Annotated in this window: 14 protein-coding genes and 1 pseudogene; 6 read left to right on the top strand and 9 right to left on the bottom strand. The window is 41.9% G+C overall.

Features of this window, described 5'->3' with window-relative positions:
• Positions 1–75 precede the first annotated feature (75 nt).
• From coaA to K4I03_RS00700, 3 genes and pseudogenes are all read left to right on the top strand, one after another.
• Positions 76–996, top strand: a complete 921-nt coding sequence (gene coaA, locus K4I03_RS00715) for a type I pantothenate kinase (protein ID WP_227963371.1) — start codon at positions 76–78, stop codon at positions 994–996.
• 70 nt (positions 997–1,066) lie between these two features.
• Positions 1,067–1,303, top strand: coding sequence for a 30S ribosomal protein S20 (gene rpsT, locus K4I03_RS00710; protein ID WP_002895661.1), 237 nt, complete (start codon positions 1,067–1,069; stop codon positions 1,301–1,303).
• A gap of 57 nt (positions 1,304–1,360) precedes the next feature.
• Positions 1,361–1,988, top strand: a pseudogene (locus tag K4I03_RS00700) (DNA topology modulation protein).
• A gap of 4 nt (positions 1,989–1,992) precedes the next feature.
• Here K4I03_RS00700 and K4I03_RS00695 read toward each other — a convergent pair.
• Positions 1,993–2,577, bottom strand: a complete 585-nt coding sequence (locus tag K4I03_RS00695; RefSeq protein WP_149565604.1) for a TetR/AcrR family transcriptional regulator — start codon at positions 2,575–2,577, stop codon at positions 1,993–1,995.
• 134 nt (positions 2,578–2,711) lie between these two features.
• On the opposite strand from K4I03_RS00695, the gene K4I03_RS00690 reads away from it, so the two are divergent.
• Together K4I03_RS00690 and K4I03_RS00685 are read left to right on the top strand one after the other, a co-directional pair.
• Positions 2,712–3,554, top strand: coding sequence for a DegV family protein (locus K4I03_RS00690; RefSeq protein WP_227963370.1), 843 nt, complete (start codon positions 2,712–2,714; stop codon positions 3,552–3,554).
• Between the two features lie 103 nt (positions 3,555–3,657).
• Positions 3,658–4,431 (top strand): XRE family transcriptional regulator, encoded by a 774-nt coding sequence (locus tag K4I03_RS00685; protein ID WP_227963369.1) that lies wholly within the window; start codon positions 3,658–3,660, stop codon positions 4,429–4,431.
• Positions 4,432–4,506: 75 nt separating this feature from the next.
• On the opposite strand, the gene K4I03_RS00680 is transcribed toward K4I03_RS00685, so the two are convergent.
• The 3 genes from K4I03_RS00680 to K4I03_RS00670 all read right to left on the bottom strand — a co-directional run bounded on the left by K4I03_RS00680 (position 4,507) and on the right by K4I03_RS00670 (position 9,982).
• Complete coding sequence (locus K4I03_RS00680) at positions 4,507–6,144, bottom strand: hypothetical protein (RefSeq protein ID WP_227963368.1); 1,638 nt, start codon at positions 6,142–6,144, stop codon at positions 4,507–4,509.
• Positions 6,134–6,877 carry an ABC transporter ATP-binding protein gene (locus K4I03_RS00675; protein ID WP_060976712.1) on the bottom strand — a complete coding sequence of 248 codons (744 nt, stop codon included), beginning with the start codon at positions 6,875–6,877 and terminating at the stop codon, positions 6,134–6,136. The genes K4I03_RS00680 and K4I03_RS00675 overlap by 11 nt, the downstream gene beginning before the upstream one ends.
• 153 nt (positions 6,878–7,030) lie before the next feature.
• Positions 7,031–9,982: a CocE/NonD family hydrolase gene (locus K4I03_RS00670; protein WP_227963367.1), complete on the bottom strand. Its 2,952-nt coding sequence runs from the start codon at positions 9,980–9,982 to the stop codon at positions 7,031–7,033.
• Between the two features lie 180 nt (positions 9,983–10,162).
• Between K4I03_RS00670 and K4I03_RS00665 the strand changes: the two genes are divergently transcribed.
• Positions 10,163–11,629, top strand: a complete 1,467-nt coding sequence (locus tag K4I03_RS00665; protein ID WP_227963366.1) for an alpha-amylase — start codon at positions 10,163–10,165, stop codon at positions 11,627–11,629.
• Positions 11,630–11,674: 45 nt separating this feature from the next.
• On the opposite strand, the gene K4I03_RS00660 is transcribed toward K4I03_RS00665, so the two are convergent.
• From K4I03_RS00660 to K4I03_RS00640, 5 genes are all read right to left on the bottom strand, one after another.
• Complete coding sequence (locus K4I03_RS00660; protein WP_227963365.1) at positions 11,675–14,569, bottom strand: MucBP domain-containing protein; 2,895 nt, start codon at positions 14,567–14,569, stop codon at positions 11,675–11,677.
• A gap of 12 nt (positions 14,570–14,581) precedes the next feature.
• Entirely contained in the window at positions 14,582–15,697 is a 1,116-nt protein-coding gene (locus tag K4I03_RS00655) for a glycosyltransferase (RefSeq protein WP_227963364.1), read from the bottom strand.
• 92 nt (positions 15,698–15,789) lie between these two features.
• Positions 15,790–16,836 carry a M42 family metallopeptidase gene (locus K4I03_RS00650; protein ID WP_227963363.1) on the bottom strand — a complete coding sequence of 349 codons (1,047 nt, stop codon included), beginning with the start codon at positions 16,834–16,836 and terminating at the stop codon, positions 15,790–15,792.
• A gap of 122 nt (positions 16,837–16,958) precedes the next feature.
• Positions 16,959–17,423 (bottom strand): ABC transporter permease, encoded by a 465-nt coding sequence (locus tag K4I03_RS00645; RefSeq protein ID WP_227963362.1) that lies wholly within the window; start codon positions 17,421–17,423, stop codon positions 16,959–16,961.
• Positions 17,424–17,682: 259 nt separating this feature from the next.
• Entirely contained in the window at positions 17,683–20,103 is a 2,421-nt protein-coding gene (locus tag K4I03_RS00640; RefSeq protein WP_227963361.1) for an SHIRT domain-containing protein, read from the bottom strand.
• Between the last annotated feature and the right edge of the window lie 59 nt (positions 20,104–20,162).

Raw genomic sequence — 20,162 nt, 5'->3', positions numbered from 1 at the left:
TTTCCTAGAATTGTAAATCGTTTTCATTTCTCCAAAAAGTATGTTATACTAAAGTCCATCATACAGGAGTAACTTATGACTAACGAATTTCTTCACTTTGAAAAAATCAGCCGCCATACATGGCAAAACCTGCACCGTAAAACAACTCCGCCTCTGACTCAGGCTGAACTTAACTCTATCAAGAGTTTCAATGACAAAATTAGCCTGCAGGACGTGACGGACATCTATTTACCCTTGACCAATCTCATTCAGATTTATAAACGTTCTAAGGAAGACTTGGCTTTTTCCAAGGGGATTTTTCTACAAAAGGAAAGCCGGAAACAGCCCTTTATCATTGGCGTTTCTGGCAGTGTGGCCGTTGGGAAATCCACCACTAGCCGTTTGCTGCAGATTCTGCTTTCTCGGACTTTTTCAAATGCGACAGTCGAGCTAGTTACCACAGATGGTTTTTTATTTCCGAATAAAACCTTGGAAGATCATGGCATTTTAAACCGCAAGGGTTTTCCAGAAAGCTATAATATGGAGCTGCTTCTTTCCTTTCTGGACAGCATAAAAAACGGTCAGGATTTCCAAATTCCAGTCTACTCACATGAAACTTATGATATCGTCCCTCAGGAAATGCAAGGGGTAAAGGCTGCTGACTTTGTTATTGTCGAAGGCATCAATGTTTTCCAGAATCCTCAGAACGAGCGCCTCTATATGACAGACTTTTTTGACTTTTCAATCTATGTCGATGCAGAAATCGAAAATATCGAAAACTGGTATCTGGATCGCTTTAAAAAAATGCTGACGCTGGCTGAAAACGACCCAAAAAACTACTACCACCGCTTCACCACTCAATCAGAAGAGGAAGTGGTAGCTTTCGCCCATAATGTCTGGAAAAGCATTAACCTTGTCAACCTGCTAGACTACATTGAACCAACTCGCAATCGAGCAGAAATTATCCTGCACAAAGCCGAAAATCATGAAATTGATGAAATTTACTTAAAAAAATAAAAAAGCTTGTCAAATCCTAACTTTTCATATATAATTAGATAGTTAGTATTTTCAATGGAGGTGAAACAACTTGGCAAACATTAAATCAGCTATCAAACGTGCTGAATTGAACGTGAAACATAACGAAAAAAACTCAGCTCAAAAGTCAGCTATGCGTACTGCAATCAAAGCATTTGAAGCAAACCCATCTGAAGAACTTTTCCGTGCTGCTAGCTCAGCTATCGATAAAGCAGAAACAAAAGGTTTAATCCACAAAAACAAAGCAAGCCGCGATAAAGCACGCCTTTCAGCTAAACTTGCTAAATAATGCATACAAAGGGAGCTCTCAGGAGCTTTTTTTGTTTCTCACACAAAGGAGGTAGGGATGAAAATAGCAATTATTGGTTATTCCGGTTCTGGCAAATCCACTCTAGCAGCACAACTGTCCAACCACTACTCCATTCCCAAACTTCACATGGATAGATTGCTATTTTTTACTCAATGAAAATCAAAGAGCAAACTAGGCAGCTAGCCGTAGGCAGTACTGGCGTACGGCTAGGCGACGCTAACGTGGTTTGAATTTGATTTTCGAAGAGTATCAACCTGGCTGGAAGGATAGTGACCATGATTGGATGAGTAAACAGATAGATAATTTTTTGTCAAAAAATACCGACTGGATTATTGATGGCAACTACTCTTGGTGTTTTTATGAACGTCGGATGGCAGAAGCCGACCAAATCATCTTTCTGAACTTCTCTCGCTGGAACTGTCTTTATCGAGCTTTCAAACGCTATTTAAAATACCGCAACCGGACCAGAGAAAGCATGGCTCCAGGCTGCCCCGAAAAGTTTGACTGGCCGTTTATCTGCTGGGTTCTTTGGAAAGGACGATGTCAGACTGCACTGGCAAGATATAAGAAAATCCGACAAACTTTTCCTCAGAAATTCTACGAATTAAGTAGCCAAAAAGAACTGACCAACTTCTTACAGAACCTAAAAACAAGCGAGCCCTAATGACTCACTTGTTTTTATTTGATTTCTTTTTCTGTGGGAAAAGAGGTAGGCCTAAAGAAGCTATTTTTTCAGCTGGAACCTTCATACCGTCCTTAATCCACTTGGAAAGAACGGAAACAACTGCCGAACTCCAGAAGGAATTCATGTAAGAGTTAGTCGATTTCTTAGCATTGCGATTGCGCTTTTCCAAAAAGTCGAATACGGCCTGAGTAAGCAGCTTTTCAAAATTATAGTCAATGGCTAGACTGATTACCCGAGCTTCTTTCTTGGCTTCCTTAAAAAGAAAAAGCCAAATTTGGTACATCTCAGTTTTAAAGTTAAACTCTTCCAATTTATCCGTAATACCTTGAACAGTGTTTTTAAAAATCTCTTCCAGAATCTGCTCTTTAGAGCTATAATTGCGGTAAAATGCCGCACGGGAAACCCCTGCTCGCTCAACCAGCTCTGAAATCGTAATTTTTTTGAGTTCTTTCTTCTCCAGCAGCTGCATGAGAGAAATTTCCAGAGACTCTCTCGTGATTTGATTGGATTCCTGATTGTATTTCTTTAAATTCGCGAGTGATTTTTCCGATATTTTCTTTTCCGACATAACAATTTCTTCCCTCTTGTATCAGCTGACAGTTTCCGCTTTCTAGTAAGCATCCTTCATGTTATAATTTTAAAAAAAGACAGGTTTTTTGTCAATTTTTTTATTGTACATACTTGACAAAAAAGGAGAAAAATATGACTTGGAAAATTATAGCTGACTCTGGCTGTGACTTTCGTGAAATGGCAAACTTGGCTAAAGACACCCAGTTTGAAAGTGTTCCCTTGACCATTCAAGTGGAAAATGAGATTTTTATAGATGATAAGCAGCTTGATATTGACCTAATGATGGAGAAGATGTATGCTTCTTCTGCTGCTTCAAAGTCAGCCTGCCCTAGTCCAGATGACTATCTCAAAAGCTTTGAGGGAGCAGACAAGATTTTTGTGGTTACCATCACCGGCACTCTATCTGGTAGTAATAATAGTGCACAGGTTGCTAAGAAAATCTTTTTGGAAGAACATCCTGATGCCCAGATTCATGTCATTGATAGTCTTTCTGCCGGCGGCGAGGTGGACTTACTTGTGACTAAACTCAATGAACTCATTCAGCAAGATCTCAGCTTTGATGAAGTTGTTGAAGTCATTAGTCGCTATCAAGAGAAAACCAAGCTTCTCTTCGTTCTAGCAAAAGTAGATAACTTGGTCAAAAACGGTAGACTGAGTAAACTTCTGGGAACCGTGGTCGGCTTACTCAATATCCGTATGGTCGGTGAAGCTAGCCAGACTGGCACGCTAGAGCTTCTGCAAAAGGCACGCGGTCCGAAAAAAGCACTTGCTTCTGCAATCGAAGAGCTCCTCAAAGCCGGTTACAAGGGTGGCCGACTCATTATCGCTCACCGCAATAACGAAAAATTCTGCCAGCAATTTAGTCAACTGGTACAAGAAAAATATTCTCAAGCTCAAATCGAAACGGTACCGACTTCAGGTCTCTGCAGCTTCTATGCTGAGGAAGGCGGAATCTTAATGGGCTACGAAATTTAATACAGTATCTAAAAAGTAAAGGATTAGGCTCAAATAATTGACCTAATCCTTTACTTTTTCGATTTAATTCGCTATAATAAAACCAAGTAAAGGAGTTGATATTATGGCCAGAGGAAGAGGCGCCGCAAGCCCCCAAGATAAGGAAGCAAGTCTTCTCATTTCTAAAAAACTCAAAGAACTTCTCAAGGAAACAGGTAAAAAACAAGTTGAGCTATCTCGTGAAACAGGCATTCCTGCTAGTACACTGACTGGCTATATCAAAGGGACATCTCTGCCTATTGCAGCCAATCTAGAAAAAATTGCAAGATTTTTTGAGGTAGAGGTTGAAGAAATCGACCCTCGTTACCGACTAATTGCAGATATCCCTCAACAATTTCCCGATTTAAATCGTATTTATCAGCAACTTGACCAAGACAGACAGGAGAAAGGATTAAAGCTACTAGAAGCTAGCCTGACTGAGCAAGAAACACAAGCCAGCTTAAAGGATGACTACTTCCCCTACTTGGTCTATGAGAATTACTATCTCTCTCAGCATAAGCCTGAACAAGCTGATTTAGTCTGGCTGGACAGAGAAATTGACTACGATATTGCCCTTTGGGTACGAACTGACTCGTTAGAGCCCAAGTATCCGAGAAATTCCGTAGCGCTAATCAAGCAGACTCATTTCGAGCTTGCTGGCGCTATCTATGCTATCGATTATGATGGCCAAACCATTATAAAAAGGGTCTTCAACGATCCATCTGGTATCCGTCTGATTTCCCTTAATAAAAAATACAGTGATAAGTTTATCCCACATGAGGAAGAGCCTAAACTCATCGGCCGAGTCATGGCGACTTTCATGCCACTGGATGTAGAAAAAATAAAGAAAAACAAATAACAGCTCTGCGAATGTGCAGAGCTGTTATTTTTACAGTCAAAAAATCAGAAAGTCTTTCGACTTCCTGATGCTCGTTTAATAAAATACTGCTAATTCTTCATTCAGCTTCTTCATGTAGTGTTTGTGGACTATGTAAGACAACACAGCTAAGCCTGCTAAAACTAGAGCGACTATCATATAAATTACCAGAGGCGCAAGAACATTGGATATAAAGAAGAGAAGAGTAATGACAATCAACATTCCTAAAATCAGAGCGATGGCTAAGAGAGTTTTCACCATATTATTATCTCGGCTCATCAATTCTGTGACATTGGACCAATTAGTCACAAGATGCTTGTAGTCTCGGTAGTAACCCCAAGAACTCCACATTAGACTAATCAAAGCCCAAACAATCACCATGCCCAAGAAAGTCACTGGATGCATACCGGAAACAAGGCTGGTTATCAAAAGCAAGGTCAGAGGCAGGATAGACTGGACGGCAAAGAGTTGCCAAAACTTCAGATGAATATATTGCTTCAAATCAAATGGGAGAACCTTGAGATAATCAAAATTTTCCCTTTCCAGAGAAATCCCAATAGCAGTAAGGTTGCTACCGCCTGAGTTTAGTGTTGCAATCAAAACAGCCAGGGCCATCATTGGCAAGAGAAAGCGCGGTCCCAGATAAGAAGTCAAAGACAGGCCGCCTTGTATCATGCCCATTCCCATACTGAAAATGACAATGTAAGGGAGAAAGGCCGACATAAAGATGGCCTGCATAATGACAGAACCCTCGCTCAAGAGCCTGATATTGTAGCGCCAGACAAACTTTTTGAGATTTTTTGCTTCCGCAATATTGATGTCATGCACGCGCTCCCGCTTTCCTACTGAAGATCCCGTCATGAGAGCTGCCTCATAAAATTCTGGAATGACCTTGGTCTTTACGATGAAAAATAGAAGAGCCGCAACTGCCACCCATCCCAAAAATCCCAGCAAGGAAGCTGCATGAAAAGGATGAAGAATAAAATCATAAAAGGCTTGAACTGGCAGGAAGAAAGCTTTAACCTCTGTACGATTTACAACGCTTCTGCTGTTCATTTGATTAATCATAAAATAGAGGAAAAAGGATCCGACGGAAACAAGAGCCAAAATGACATTGGACAGGATGGTCTTGTACTTTCTGAAAAATGCTGTCTTGGTAATAAAGTGGACGGCAATCAAAATCAGAAAGGTGATAACTGAACTTAAAATCAGAATAGCAAGCAGAGCCGAGGGAAGCCCCAAGAAAGGATTGCCACCTTGAAAAGCCAAAACCAAGAAATAACTGAACATAGGCAAAATGGCAATCAGCAAGGTCAGAATAACTGAAATGCTTTTGCCGACGATGATTTCTGCTTCGCTAAAAGCGTAGGGACGATAAGACTGCAAGTCCTTGCTTTCATAAAAGACATTGTAAAAAACCAGAAAGCCCTGAGACATAGAAAAGAGAGCAAAAGCAGAAACCAAATTGGCAAAGAGCCCCGGATTGCCAACCAGTTGGTTCAGGGAGCCCATCAAGCCGAAAAGAAAGAGATAGACCAGTCCTAAGATCAGATACATGCGGATGGCCTTCAGCGATACATTGACCTTGCGCTCAGGATTCTTAGCTTGCATCTTGCGGTACTGCTGCAGCTGAGACGGCTGAATAGCATAGAGGATGTTGATATCAACGAGTTTTTTTATAGCTTTAATGCGCATCAGGACTCACCTCTTCTCTACGGCCTGCTAGACCAAGATAAATGGTTTCAAGAGACTGTTCTGGATGTTGGCCTTTTAGTTCTTCAATCGTTCCGTAGAAAATCAATTTTCCTTTTTTAAGAATGGCCACCTTATCACAGAGCTGCTCTGCAACTTCCAAGACGTGGGTTGAAAAGAGAACTGTATTTCCTTTATCTGCATGCTGGCGCATCATCTGCTTGAGGTCAAAAGCTGCCTGCGGATCAAGACCTGTCAGCGGCTCATCCAGCACCCAAATATCTGGATCAGACAAAAGAGCTGCAATAACGAAAACTTTTTGCCTCATCCCATGAGAGAATGAATCAATGACCTCATACCGATGAGAGCCAAAGTCGAAAAGATGAAGCAGATTTCCCAATCGCTCTTCTACTTCAGCATTAGTCATATCGTAAGAAGTCGCTACCAGTTCCCAGAACTCATTGGCAGTTAGGCGCAAAAATAGATCTGGTGAGTCAGCTACATAGCCGATTTTTTTCTTGATTTCCAAGCGATTAGCGGATAATTCTTTCCCATCCACAAAAATCTGACCACTGCTAGGATTGATAACACTGACCAATGACTTAATGGTAGTAGATTTTCCGGCGCCATTGTGACCAATCAGACCGACGATTTCTCCGCTTTGCAAGGTCAGATTCAGCTGATTGAGAGCTACCGTTCCTTCATAAACTTTAGTGACATCTTTAAATTCAATCATAAGAGAGCTCCTTTACCGATTTCTATACAGATTAGTATACTCTTTTTGCGCCTTTTTGTCTCGTCTCTGCCTAAGGTCTTATATAGGATAAAGTTAAAAGCAGCTGAACTTCATCTACCTATGAAATTCTAGCTGCTTTTTTAAACAGAACGACTACGGTTGTTTGTATTTCTTTGCTAAACTAGATAAGCCAAGTGTGCTGACCAGCAGAGCCAAACCAAGATGCAGGATTCCCTTATCTGAATTGCTGCCAGTTTTAGGTAAGGTAACTGGAGCTTGCTGCTTGCTGATCTTCTGAACTTTTCCTACTGCCTGATCATAGTGTTCTGCATAGTGAACTACCAACTGAACTGACGGAACTTCTCCGCCTTCCTCGCTATCTAAGATATACTCAGGAACTTCTAAAATTGCTGGTGCGACTAATTTCGCACCAATAATCTCTGGTAGAGCTGCATAAGCTGTATCAAGAGCATTCGGTATATAGTTTGCCTTTTGCAGGCGACTAGCTTCCAAAGTAGGTATTAGCGCACTGATAGAGTCCGTCTTGAAAGTCACTTCATATTGACGATCAATCGTGAGGTCGCTTGGGTCGTACGTGTTGAAAACCAGAGCCAGCTTATGGCCTTTTTTCACCGTATAGAGATTAGGCTGCAAATAGACTGTATAGTCATGGAATTGACCAATTTGAGGATCAATACTATTTTGCGAGCTAGACGGCACATAGCCCGATTCTGGATTAGCCAGATTGACCCAACCTTTGGCAATGACTTTGTATTTGGTTTTGACAGTCGCAAAATTTTTGATATCCATATTGTTGAGATTGCTGCCCATCCAAAAGCCGTCTTTCTGACTTTCATCACTGGCTGCGCCGTTTCCAACCACATCAAACTCTTGGTCTGATACATCTACTAGGAGGGCATTGACCTGCAGATTACTGCCGCCCCCCTTTGCCAGAGCTGCCTTGAAATGGACTGGGATATGTCCTTTAATGGTCATATCCTCTTTGACATCTGTCATAAAGGTCAAATTAGCTTTAGAAGAAGCTTTTCTAACCGCTTCATCACGCTTGCTGGTATCAATTCCCGCTCCTGCGTAGTCACTGGAAATCGTTTCTTCTAAGCGCTTGGACTGAGCTGTCAGAATCAAGCGATTACTGCTTTTCCAATCATCATAACTGGTCCATTTATTTGGATCATAGTTATTTTGTGCCAAAACAGCAGGAAGTTTGCTGACATCATTTTCTACATCATAGAGGTAATGAGAGAACCAAGTATTGAGCAGATCATAAAAATCTTGCTTGTTAGCTGTAATACCAAAGCCTCTAGATACGGCAGCAGGATTGATATGATTCCCTTGGTGAAGATAAAGTTTCACATCTTGACCGGCTTTTTTTAGCGCATCATACATGAGCTCAAAGTGTTTGGTTTTGACATTGTCATCATTCAAACCATGAACTAGCAGGGCACTGGTCTTTATCTTTTCTGGATGTAGCGTGTAATCCCTCTCCTGCCATACCGGACTATAGTTACGGCCGTGCGCATTCTGGTCCTTATTTAACTGATTAATGTAGTCAGCATACTTGTTACTAATAGCAGCCCAATCTTTTTGATCTAGCAAGCGTGTAGCGACATAGAGAGAAAGCCAAGATAAATCACTGTAAGGCGGATTGGTGTAAGCCGACCCTTGACTATTGAAATAATCATACCAGCTGGCAATTCCAGCTGCTGGAACAATGGTTTTCAATCCTTCAACGCCAGTCGTTGCCACACCGAAAGTTGTCGTACCAGCCCAAGACAGACCAGTCATACCGACCTTTCCATTAGCCCAGTCGGCTTTGATTTCGATATTGCTAGTTCTGTCTGTGTAGGCTGTTCGTTTACCATTGACCCATTCGACAATATTTTTAAATGCTTCAATTTCTAAATCAGAGCCAGTTGTATTAAAACCTTCAGAACCTTTGGTTCCTAGACCAGCGCTAGAAACAAAGGCATAACCTCGGACGAGGAAATAATCATACCAGTTCAAGTTTTCATAGTCATAAATCCCCTCATATGGACTGTAATAATACCAATCCGATGACATTGCTCTTTTTGCTGCATCAATACTGCTCATGCTAGAAACTGGCTGGCGCTTAGCTGGCTGATTGCGCAGGCTCTTCATGTCATAAGAACCGTTTGTCGGCAGATTGAGACTTTCTAGCGTCACATGGTCTTCGTCCAAGGTTCCAGCGACATAGGGACGAGCTTCCAAGATTGTCGCAGCCTTATAATCACCCTTAGCAACTGCTTTAGGAAGCTGCACAATAGCCTTAACTAAATCTCGCTTACCGTCGCCATCCGTATCGTAGTCAGTCTCTACATAGACTGGGAAACGAACAATCTCACTGCCTTCATAAGTATACTCCTCATATCTGTCTTCACCACTACTATATGGAAAAATTGGCTGTGAACGACCATTTAAAAAGAGGGGCTCTTTCTTTTCGGAGCGATAAGCATCATGCAGTCGCTTGGCAACCGAATACATAGATTGCAGATTAGCACCCTGGACACTGGCTGTCAAATCAGCCTCTTTTTCAATCATCCCCAGACTCTTTGCAAGATTTGCTCTATCCTCGGCACTGCTCCCCAACTGAGAATCACTGACTGCTGCCCACTTGAGTAACTCATCCACAGCCTCTTGCAGGGTTATTTCCTTATCTGAGAGGGAAGGATTTGAAAGAACGCCAGTATAGGCAGATAAATCTTGGCCTTTCACAGCAGTTGAGGCAGCGGAGGGTGCTGAGCTGACATCTTTAGCCAAAGCAAGAAGCTCCTGCTCCTGCGCTGGGCTAAGGCTAGGTACCGTTCCCTCAGCCGCAAGCGGTGCCTTGTCTTGCTTTTCCTGCACCGAATCTTCTGAAGAAGTCTGATTTGAAGTTTCTACTGCCGTTGACTCTTGGTCCTTGGAGCCAGTTTCAGAAGCCTTTGCAACTGTTTCTGTCTTGAGATTGTCCGTGCGCTCGCTGCTAGCTTGAGTCGCCTCATCCGCCTGAACAGCTTGCGCCAATACCAAAGGTGCAAGTAACAAACTTGGTAGGAGTAATGTAACTAGTCTTTTCTTTCTCATAAAGACACCTTTCTTTAGATAAAATCTTTTATAATAAGTCCATTATACTATGTAAGCGCTTTTATTTCAATCTATTCTATCTTTTATCTATGAAAGATGTCAAAATATCTATAGAAGCAGAAAGACGCAAACGATTGCGCCTTTCTGCTTCTTTTGGTACAATAAAGCCAATCAGTGAGAATGAAGAGGAAAATTTATATGGAAAACCAAACCTTAATGCAGTATTTTGAATGGTATCTGCCAGATGATGGTCAGCATTGGAATCGCTTGGCAGAAGATGCACCAAACTTAGCAGCGAAAGGAATTCGCAAAGTCTGGATGCCACCAGCCTTCAAAGGAACAGGCTCTAATGACGTCGGCTATGGTGTATACGACCTTTTTGATTTGGGTGAATTTGATCAAAAAGGGACCGTCCGCACCAAGTATGGATTGAAAGAAGAATACCTCCGAGCGATTGAAGCACTTAGCCAGAACGGTATCGAAGCTATTGCAGATGTAGTCCTCAATCACAAGGCCGCAGCAGATTACAAAGAGCGTTTTACTGTTGTTGAAGTTGATCCTAACGACCGCACAAAGGTCTTGTCAGAACCTTTCGAGATCAAAGGATGGACTAAGTTTGTCTTCCCAGGCCGCAATAAAACATACAATGACTTCGAATGGCACTGGTATCACTTCACCGGCACTGACTATGATGCAAAAAACAACAAGTCAGGCATTTTCCTCATTCAAGGGGACAATAAAGGTTGGGCAGATGATGAGTTAGTAGACAATGAGAACGGCAACTACGACTATCTAATGTATGCGGATATTGATTTCAAGCACCCTGAAGTCATCCAAAATCTATACGACTGGGCTCATTGGTTCATTGAAAGCACTGGTGTACATGGATTTCGCTTAGATGCTGTCAAGCACATCGATTCTTTCTTTATGAAGAATTTCATCCGCGATATTACTGAAAAATACGGTGAAGATTTCTATGTCTTTGGGGAATTTTGGAATAGCGATGAGAAGGCCAATAACGATTATCTAGAAAATATTGACTACCGCTTTGATCTAGTCGATGTTAAACTTCATCATAATTTATTTGATGCCAGCAAATCTGGAGCAGACTATGACCTACGAACTATTTTTGACCAAACACTTGCAAAAAATCACCCCAAATCAGCTGTGACCTTTGTGGATAATCACGATACTCAGAGAGGTCAGGCTTTAGAGTCTACAGTTGAAGAATGGTTCAAGCCTGCGGCCTATGCTCTCATACTTCTTAGAGAAGCCGGATTGCCTTGCGTCTTTTACGGAGACTACTATGGCATTAGCGGAGAATTTGCCCAAGAGAGCTTTCAAGAGGTATTGGATAAACTCCTAGATATCCGCCTCAATCTTGCTTATGGTGAGCAGACCGACTACTTCGACGATGCCAACTGTATCGGCTGGACTCGTCAAGGCAAGGAGGATGGTCAACCCATCGCTGTCCTTATCAGCAATGACCAAGCAGCTAGCAAATCCATGCTAGTTGGCACAGAATGGGCAGGCAGAGAATTCAGTGACTATCTAAGCAATAGCTCCCAAATCGTAACCATTGACGATCAAGGCTGGGGAGAATTCCCTGTGGAGGAAGGCTCTGTCAGTGTATGGAGTGTTAGATAAGTCACAGCAAAATTATGGAAATGAAAAAATAAGACCAGATTGGCCTTATTTTTTTCGTTCTTTCTTGGAATGTAGTAAGCCAACAGAAGCCAAAAGGCTGATAATTGCTGCTCCCAAGAATGATGAATTTGTGTTTCCAGTATTTGGTAATTGATGTTTGGACACTCGAGATAGAACCGGACTAGTCTCAGAGTTTTCAACCCTTACAAGACTCTTCTGCTCAGAAGTTTCTGTTCCCAAAGGTGTTTGAGTGTTCGTTTTTGGCTTGTAAACATAAGTGCGAACGCCATTGGCATCTGATACAGAAACGAATCCATACTCCTCAATAGCCTTAGCATCTAGCAAACCAAATTCCTCAGCTGCTAAAGGTCTTCCTTCTACATCTACAAAGCGAGTGATTTCGATAGAAGGCTTGTCCTCAACTGGAGCATCTGTCGGTACTTCATGTACGCTGGCACGATAGACATGAGTGCGAATACCGTCCGCGTCACTGCTGGATTGGTAGTCATAACCAGCGATACTCTTAGACGCCTCCAAACCACGCTCTGGATCTGACAGTTCTTGGCCACTTTCATCTACAAAGCGAGTCATTTCCATGACTGGGCGCTCTTCGCTTGGTGCATCTTTCGGTACTTCATGCACGCTGGCGCGATAGACATGCGTGCGAATGCCATCCTCCTCAGTACTAGACTGGAAATCATAGCCAGCAATACTCTTAGATGCCACCAAACCTTGCTCAGGAGCTGATAACTCTTGACCTGTTCCATCTACAAAGCGGGTCACCTCCAAGACTGGCCGTTCTTCGCTTGGAGCGTCTGTCGGCACTTCATGCACGCTGGTACGATAGACATGAGTGCGAACACCATCTTCGTCGCTGCTGGACTGGAAATCATAGCCAGCAATACTCTTAGATGCCACCAAACCTTGCTCAGGAGATGATAATTCTTGACCTGATTCATCTACAAAGCGGGTCATTTCCATGACTGGCTTGTCTTCACTTGGAGAGTCTGACGGTACTTCATGCACACTTGCGCGATAGACATGGGTGCGAATACTGTCCTCGTCACTGCTGGACTGATAGTCAAAGCCAGCGATAGTCTTAGAAGCTACTAAACCGCGCTCTGGGTCTGATAACTCTTGACCTGATTCATCTACAAAACGAGTCATTTCCAAGATGGGCTTGTCTTCGCTTGGTGCATCATTTGGAAGCTGGAACTGGCTGAGTTCATACTTATAGACGATTTCTTTGGTTCTTCCTGCTTCGTACTCTCCCGATTCAGCATCATAGGCAGTTAGTCGAGATTTATAAGTATAGAGCTGATTCTTATGGGAAATAAGAGGTTTAGGGCTGACTGTGTATCTAGTCTTACCTGGTTGCTCATCCGTAATAGGGTTAGCAATAGCATGACCCTGCTCGTCTTGGTAACGGACAAGAACCTTGCCCGGTTCCGTATCACTCGCATAAACCTTCTTAACATCCGAAACTTTAAAGACGAAGCCATCAGCTTTGACAGATCTAAAAGCTGTATCTATGAACTTTTGGTCAATTTTTAAGCCAAGTGTTGTCTTCCCTCCCTTGTAAAGAGTTGATTCAACAATTTTAAGTCCACCATCAGGCGTCTCAATTAACCCATGTACACCCTCAATTTGAATCGTATAGTCCCGATCGATATAGTAGCGAGTCTTATCACCAGGTTTCATCAGATACAGTTTGTAGTGGAAGGTTTTAATATTGTTTTCACCAAACCAAGGCTCCGTTACTGTCGGATTATTCCCCAGCCAGTCGATATACACTAGGTCGTTATATTTTTCTAATCCCATCCCTTTTTGTAGTTTAAAAATTCTACCAATTTGAGACTCATTGAAACGATAATTTTGTTGTCTCCATGATTCAATAGGATCTCTATAACCAAACCCTAAGGAATCCGTATCTCGTGTATCAAACACTCCATTCTTTATATCCCTATTATGGAAACGCGTGGAAAAAAATTCGAGCTCCTTTTGATTAATCACAATTCTCTGAAAGTACGGATTTATAGGTCCTTTTTCAGAGAATTCCCTTTCAATAGGATACGCTTCAACTCGGACCATATCAGGATTTTTAGAATATATCTGTCTTATCTCTTTCATAGATAATATTCTACGATCTGACGAAGGCAGATATTTTCTAGAAAAAGCCTCTTCATAGGTTTTCCAACCATCCCAGTCTCCACGCCAGTTTCGTGGATGATACGCGTTTCTCAAAAACACTCTTTTTGGAATAGATTCATCAACTGTCAGATCCAATTCGGAGCGTGGAATAATAGCTTTTGGTATCTTCGCTACTTCTTCAGGTGTTGGATTTGGATTGAATATAGCCTCCCACTTATTCAAAAAGAAGAGGGCAGTATCATTTTGGATAAGTGTTGCTATTCGAGAACCTACATCCCTAAAATCCTCATCTCTAACTAGATTTAAATTTTCTACTTGTTTTAAATCAATATATTTAAAGACTCCATCCATCTTGCGAATAGCATATGCATAATCATACTTTTTAGCTGCTTCTTGTATTTGTTCGTTTGACTGCATCTCCGGCATGACTGATGTGAAGTTTGCAGCCTTAGTTATTTCAGAGCTATTTTCCTTAGTATGATAGTCATAAAATTCCTGAGCTAATTGTTTGATTTCAGGCGTGACTTGGGCTGCGCCCTTCTCTCCTTCTTCTGAGATGGTCAGACCGGAAGCTTCCTCTGCTGGTGTATTTTTGATTGTCCCATCATTTGGCAGTTCTTGATTTACAGGAGGAGTCGCTTGGTTATTTTGGACTTGATTCCCCTCTGTTTCACTACTTACCTCCTCAGCCTGCACAGTCACTGCCATTGTCCCAGCAAGCAGTAAAGACAGAGGAATTGGGATTAATTTCATTCCCAGTTCTACTTTTTTTCCTAAAGTCTTTTTCATATTATTCTCCTTTTAATCTCCTATTTTTGAAATTTTAAAAACTTTTTCCCATAGATTGACTAGTAATTCTTTGTGATAGCGATTGGCAAGTTCTTTAGATCTTGCCGAAAATTCCCCCCATTCTTTTTCTCCAAATTGACTAAATTGCTCTAGATGGGCAATATACTGATTAGCGTCATTATGCGGTATCAGCCAGCCATTCTCTCCATGCTTAATATAAGCGCTATTGGCATAACGCACATCCAAACCTATCAGAGGCAAGCCATTGACCAAAGCCTCATAAAGTGATGTCGCAAAGGCTTCCGATAAGGAGGTGCTAATATAGGCATCATAAGCTTGATAAGGCACCTGAGACTGATAGCCCTTAAAATGAACCATATCTTCCAAATCATTGAGCTGAACTACATCTTGCAGCATAGCCATATCTGAACCATCTCCATAGATATCTAACCTAAATTGCTCATACCCTTTAAATTTTAGCAAAGCCATGATTTTCAGCAATAACAGAACATTTTTTTCCTCAGACAAACGACTGACTGTCACCAAGCGAATCTCCTTAGGATCAAAGACTCTCTCTCTTGGATATTGGACCACTTGATCTGCATAGGTTGTTGGAATAAAGAGGGCCTTATCCCTCATCTTTTGAGGTAGATAAGCCTCTTGGCCTTCCCCAACTAAAACCAAAAAGTCTAACACATCCTGATCCAGCCAGCTCATCACCTTTTTATTTAACTCTTGTCCGAGGGCAATCATATGATCCTGATGAAGGACGCGCACTACATGAAAATCTTGTCCACGTCTCAAGAGAATATTTTCTGGAATATCCAGACGCTCCATTATCAGCCAGTCTTCTGGCTCAAGCTCCTCCTCAGCAAACTCCTGGACACTTCGTCCCCCCAACTCTAAACCAAGAAAACGAACCTTGGTCCTATCAATGCCCAAGGCTTCATAACTGTCCAACACAAGCTGCCTAGAAGAGGCGTTAGTATATATATCTGTATCCGCTTCAGAAACCCACAATTCATAAGGCACTTTCATGCCTTCAAAAAGTTCAAATCGATTGCGGAGAGCTATGTCAATCCCAAAGGCCTGGGAACGAATACAGGAATCCACACAAACTACTTTCATTTTCTCCCTTTTAACCTAAAGTAATTCTATATACGAACATAACATATTTTTAAGAATTATACCAATAATTCGAGCAATGTTTTTGGACATTATTAGACACTCTGTCCGACTAATCCGTTTCTAAGATATGCATCCACCATACGCTCTGTTGCGACGACTGAATCAATATGGGTACGCTCATAAGAGTGGCTGGATTCGATGCCAGCGCCTAACAGGGCATGCTTGACTTCTGCTCCTGCGCTCATTGCTGCAGAGGCGTCTGACCCGTAAAATGGATAGATGTCCAGTTTATAAGGAATATCCTGTTCCTTAGCCAAATTTACCAAATGCTGGCGGAAGCCATAGTGATAAGGCCCTGAAGCATCCTTAACACAGATGGAAACCGTATACTCATCCGTCTGCTGGTCATCACCCATAGCGCCCATATCAACAGCCAGATACTCTACCGCTTGCTCCGGCAGGCTGGAATTAGCCCCATGACCAACCTCTTCAAAGACACTAAAAGCAAAATGAGTCGTCACCGGCAGCTGAATATTTTCCTCTTTATAAACGCGCAAAAGATTGAGCAAAATAGCTGCGCTGACCTTGTCGTCCAGAAAGCGAGACTTGATAAAGCCTGACTTGGTAACTGTGGTACGAGGATCAAAGGAAATAAAATCCCCGACTTCGATTCCTAAATCCCGCGTTTCTTTCTCACTTGTCACCTTTTCGTCCAAACGGACTTCCATATTGTCCTGAGTTCGCTCAACAGTTCCAGCATCTTTATAGACATGACAAGATGTTTGGTGAACTAAGATTGTTCCGCTAACTGTCTTACCGCTACTTGCCACATGGACTAGACAGTTTTCGCCTTCAATCATGTTCCAAGGGAAACCGCCAATCCGATCCAGCTTGAGACGACCGTCAGACTTAATAGCCCGAACAATAGCCCCCAGTGTATCCACATGGGCAGTCACTACCCGATGCTGGGCGTCATTTTTCCCCTTAACCACGACATGGACGCCGCCTTTATTGGTCCGAACAGGCTCATAGCCCAATCCTTCCAGCGTTTGTACCAAATAGTCTGCCACCTCAGCCGTAAAACCCGTTGGGGAAGGGATAGCCGTTAATTCTTGTAAATATTGAACAGTTTGATTCATGAATGTCTCCTCATCGTTTTTCTTTATTATAGCACAAAGAAAGCCTGAGCAAATAGATTTTCAGCAGGCTTTTAATGATTTTGAGAAATTATAACACCTCAATTACTATCGCCGTACTGCTACTATTTCTCCTCCTGAACTCCATTCTTTTCCAACTCCCAAAAGAAGAGATTGCCCAACAATCCTAAGAGAAAAAGCAAGAGAGGAATGGCATAAGGTGCTAGGGAATTATATGCTTCTCCAGCACTAATTTCCATCTGAGGGCCGTATGGAGCTATCAACTGATAATAATTAAAACCGCAAAACAAAATCGAAAAGAAAAAGATAGAAAAGTAAAGCCGATAGAGATGCCCTAGCAGCTGTCCTTTGAATAAATAAGTAACTTCCCCCATCAGTGTTGCAAAATTCATAACAGCAACTACAAAATAAGCAATGACAACAGGAACTAAAAAAAGAAAAAGGTAAAAATAACCATAAGCAACCCCCGGCTCTGGCTCAATTCCCGAATAACCGTACAAATACACCAGTAGATACAAAACTAGGGGCAAAAAAGGAATCACCCTAAACTTCCTATTTTTCATCAACATCTCCCTTTAAACAAAGAAACTTTTTCTTATTTTATTATAACAAATCTTCTTTATAAAACAAGAATTCACTTTTATTGTCAAGTATTCATTGACTGTAAAATCAAGCTTAGCAAATATTAGCCACCGTAAAAACATCCATTTGAATGACTGCTTGCTTTAGAGTTTATAAATTTAACCGTCAGTACATTATCAAGGATAGATGATGACAAAGACAAGAAAAAATCATCTCAGCTAGCTGAGATGATTCGTTTGGCTAATATTAATTAGCTTTTTTGAAACGATAGGCAAGAGCTGATAAAAGAATCAGTGCAAATCCTGCTGCTATCGCAAAGATAGATGTTTCACTGCCTGTTTTCGGCAAAACTTTTTTGCCAGTTGCTGATCCAGTAACATCTTTCCCTTCTTTATCTGACGAATTACCTGGGGTTCCATCAGTCGAACCAACTGGTTTGTCACCAGATGATGACGGTGGTGGTGTCGAACCTGAAGAAGGTGGCGGTGTAGCTGGTCCTTGTGGACGTCTAGCTTCAAATGTCCATGTGCCTGTAAATTTGACATCTGAGCCTGCAATAGTTTTACTATCTGCGTCATATTTGAGGAATTTCCAAGTACCATCACTTGCTTCAACAGTTTTCTTAGCTGGCTGAACCGCTTGAACGGCAGCACCGTCTGCATATTCAGTGGCATCATTTGGTAACAAATCTGTGACTTCTGCTGGCAAGCTACGGTTCGGATCTGCACTTACAAATTCATAAGTCACCTTGTATTTCGGTGCTGGAGTGAAATTCCATTTTCCGGTAAACTTAAGATCCTTATCTGCTACAGTCTGGCTATTCGTTTCCGCATAGCCTTCGAAAGTCCATGTGCCTTCAGTAACTGTAACACTTGTTTTAGCAGGCTGCTTAGCGTCTACATTAGTACCACTAGTGTAGCGATTAGCATCTGCTGGAAGCAAATCTGTTACTTCTTTTGGCAGATTTGGATAGGCTGCATTGCTGCTGAGAAACTCATAGCTAACACCAAAGTCTTTATAAGTGTTTGTGAATACTGGATTATTTCCTTCGACGGTAGCTTCCAACTTGCCCTTGCTTGCGGTCACTGTGACAGTCACTGTATGTTCTGTACTGTCATAAGTCACTCCAGCTTCATTTCCAGCTACTTCCGTCAGCTTGTAAGTATAAGTGCCTTCTTTATCATAGTTGATTCCAAGGAACTTGATATTACCATTGGCATCGTTAGCTGCTTGAAGCTCCAAGTTATTTCCGCCAACCTCAGTTAGTTTGAAAGTATACTTTTCAGCTTCAAGTGCTTTACCATCCAGAACTTTCTTAGCGGTAATCGCTGCAGTTGCTGGCTCTAACTTGTATGTATTGGTAAAAGCATCACGGTCATAGGTAACCGCTGCTGTCTTAACGCCGTTGTTGTCTGTTACAGTAACAGTAACATTGATGTCTGAATTGGCATCGTTTGTCACACCTGGCAGATTACTTGCTCGTTCACGAATGACGTAGTTAAAGGTTCCTTCTTTTTTGAAACGAAGTTTCTTAAAGGTTACGGCACCAGCTTTATTAGTTACCGTTTGAACAACTTTGTCGTTGTCATCCTTATTAATCAAATCAAAAGTAAATTCACCATCTGCCAAATTACGGCCAGTCAATTCCTTTTTGACTTTAAAGATAACTTCATCAGAACGGGTACCTTCGCCAACACCATCAAGAGTTGTCAAAGGAGCGAATGGACGTGCTAACAAATCAGGCATCTTTTGCCCATTAGATGTAACGGTTACATCGTTAAAGGCTTTTTTGGTTACCTTATCTACTGGCTCAGTCAAACGAGTCCGGTAGATAACATAAATACCTCTTCCACTCAAATCCCCAGCATTAACTGTGAAATGATTGGAGTCAGTGATTGTCACAATCTGGCTCGGATTAAAGGATTTACGTGTGCCAGAAGCACCTTCCCACTCAGTAAAGTAGTAACCTGTAATCCCTGAATCTTCATCCAGCTCTTGGCCTTCTGGAATAGCGTCCTCAATGACAACTTGACCAAGATTTTGGACATCACGATTGACACGGATACGCCAGTTGACATAGTTAGGATCCTTAGAATCCTGAACCCCCCACTTGGAATACCCCTGAGGTTCTTCATCAACCTTGATACGCTTCAGCCTATAGGTTCTAGCACCTGGGAAATTAACTTCTTGCTCTTGATCATAAGGCATATTATCAGCCCAAACCACTGTGAAAGAAGATTGAATACGCTTGGTATCTGGCATTTTCGCAAAATACTCAGCATTTGTGACAGTAATGGTCGCTGTATTGGTAACAGGATCTGTCACCAACTTGGCAACAACAGTACCATCCGGTGCACTTATGTTTTCCTCCAAAGTTCGCTCAATTTTGAACTGTGATGGAACACGATAAACCATTGTATCACCATTATTTAATACTTTGCTATCTGCAAATGTATAGGTCGGAGCAATGTAAAATTTACCTTCACCGTATCCTGTATCCTTTAAAGGATTAGTATTAATGGTGACATCTGTAGTTAGCTGATAATCACTTTCACCTAACTCTGCAGCAGAAACCCTAGGACTTGAGCTTAACAAGGGAAGAAAGGTTGATACCAAAAGCAGCAAAGTCATCAGAGCATGAGACACTTTATGATAAGTTTGTTTCACCTTGAATGCGGTCCTCCTTCTTTTTATATTTTATTTTTGACAAATGCTGGCAGGCACAC

This window comes from Streptococcus sanguinis (genome assembly GCF_020729725.1).
In the GTDB taxonomy this organism is placed as follows: domain Bacteria; phylum Bacillota; class Bacilli; order Lactobacillales; family Streptococcaceae; genus Streptococcus; species Streptococcus sanguinis_V.
The sequence above is the reverse complement of the archived record's forward strand: the minus strand, read 5'-3'. Positions and strand labels throughout refer to the sequence as shown.

Bases quoted from the DNA above. Each gene is read 5' to 3' on its own strand.
- coaA (WP_227963371.1), top strand. From the start codon at position 76: ATGACTAACGAATTTCTTCACTTTGAAAAAATCAGCCGCCATACATGG.
- K4I03_RS00685 (WP_227963369.1), top strand. From the start codon at position 3,658: ATGGCCAGAGGAAGAGGCGCCGCAAGCCCCCAAGATAAGGAAGCAAGT.
- K4I03_RS00650 (WP_227963363.1), bottom strand. From the start codon at position 16,836: ATGAATCAAACTGTTCAATATTTACAAGAATTAACGGCTATCCCTTCC.
- K4I03_RS00645 (WP_227963362.1), bottom strand. From the start codon at position 17,423: ATGTTGATGAAAAATAGGAAGTTTAGGGTGATTCCTTTTTTGCCCCTA.
- K4I03_RS00655 (WP_227963364.1), bottom strand. From the start codon at position 15,697: ATGAAAGTAGTTTGTGTGGATTCCTGTATTCGTTCCCAGGCCTTTGGG.
- K4I03_RS00660 (WP_227963365.1), bottom strand. From the start codon at position 14,569: ATGAAAAAGACTTTAGGAAAAAAAGTAGAACTGGGAATGAAATTAATC.
- K4I03_RS00690 (WP_227963370.1), top strand. From the start codon at position 2,712: ATGACTTGGAAAATTATAGCTGACTCTGGCTGTGACTTTCGTGAAATG.
- K4I03_RS00680 (WP_227963368.1), bottom strand. From the start codon at position 6,144: ATGCGCATTAAAGCTATAAAAAAACTCGTTGATATCAACATCCTCTAT.
- K4I03_RS00675 (WP_060976712.1), bottom strand. From the start codon at position 6,877: ATGATTGAATTTAAAGATGTCACTAAAGTTTATGAAGGAACGGTAGCT.
- K4I03_RS00670 (WP_227963367.1), bottom strand. From the start codon at position 9,982: ATGAGAAAGAAAAGACTAGTTACATTACTCCTACCAAGTTTGTTACTT.
- K4I03_RS00665 (WP_227963366.1), top strand. From the start codon at position 10,163: ATGAAGAGGAAAATTTATATGGAAAACCAAACCTTAATGCAGTATTTT.
- K4I03_RS00695 (WP_149565604.1), bottom strand. From the start codon at position 2,577: ATGTCGGAAAAGAAAATATCGGAAAAATCACTCGCGAATTTAAAGAAA.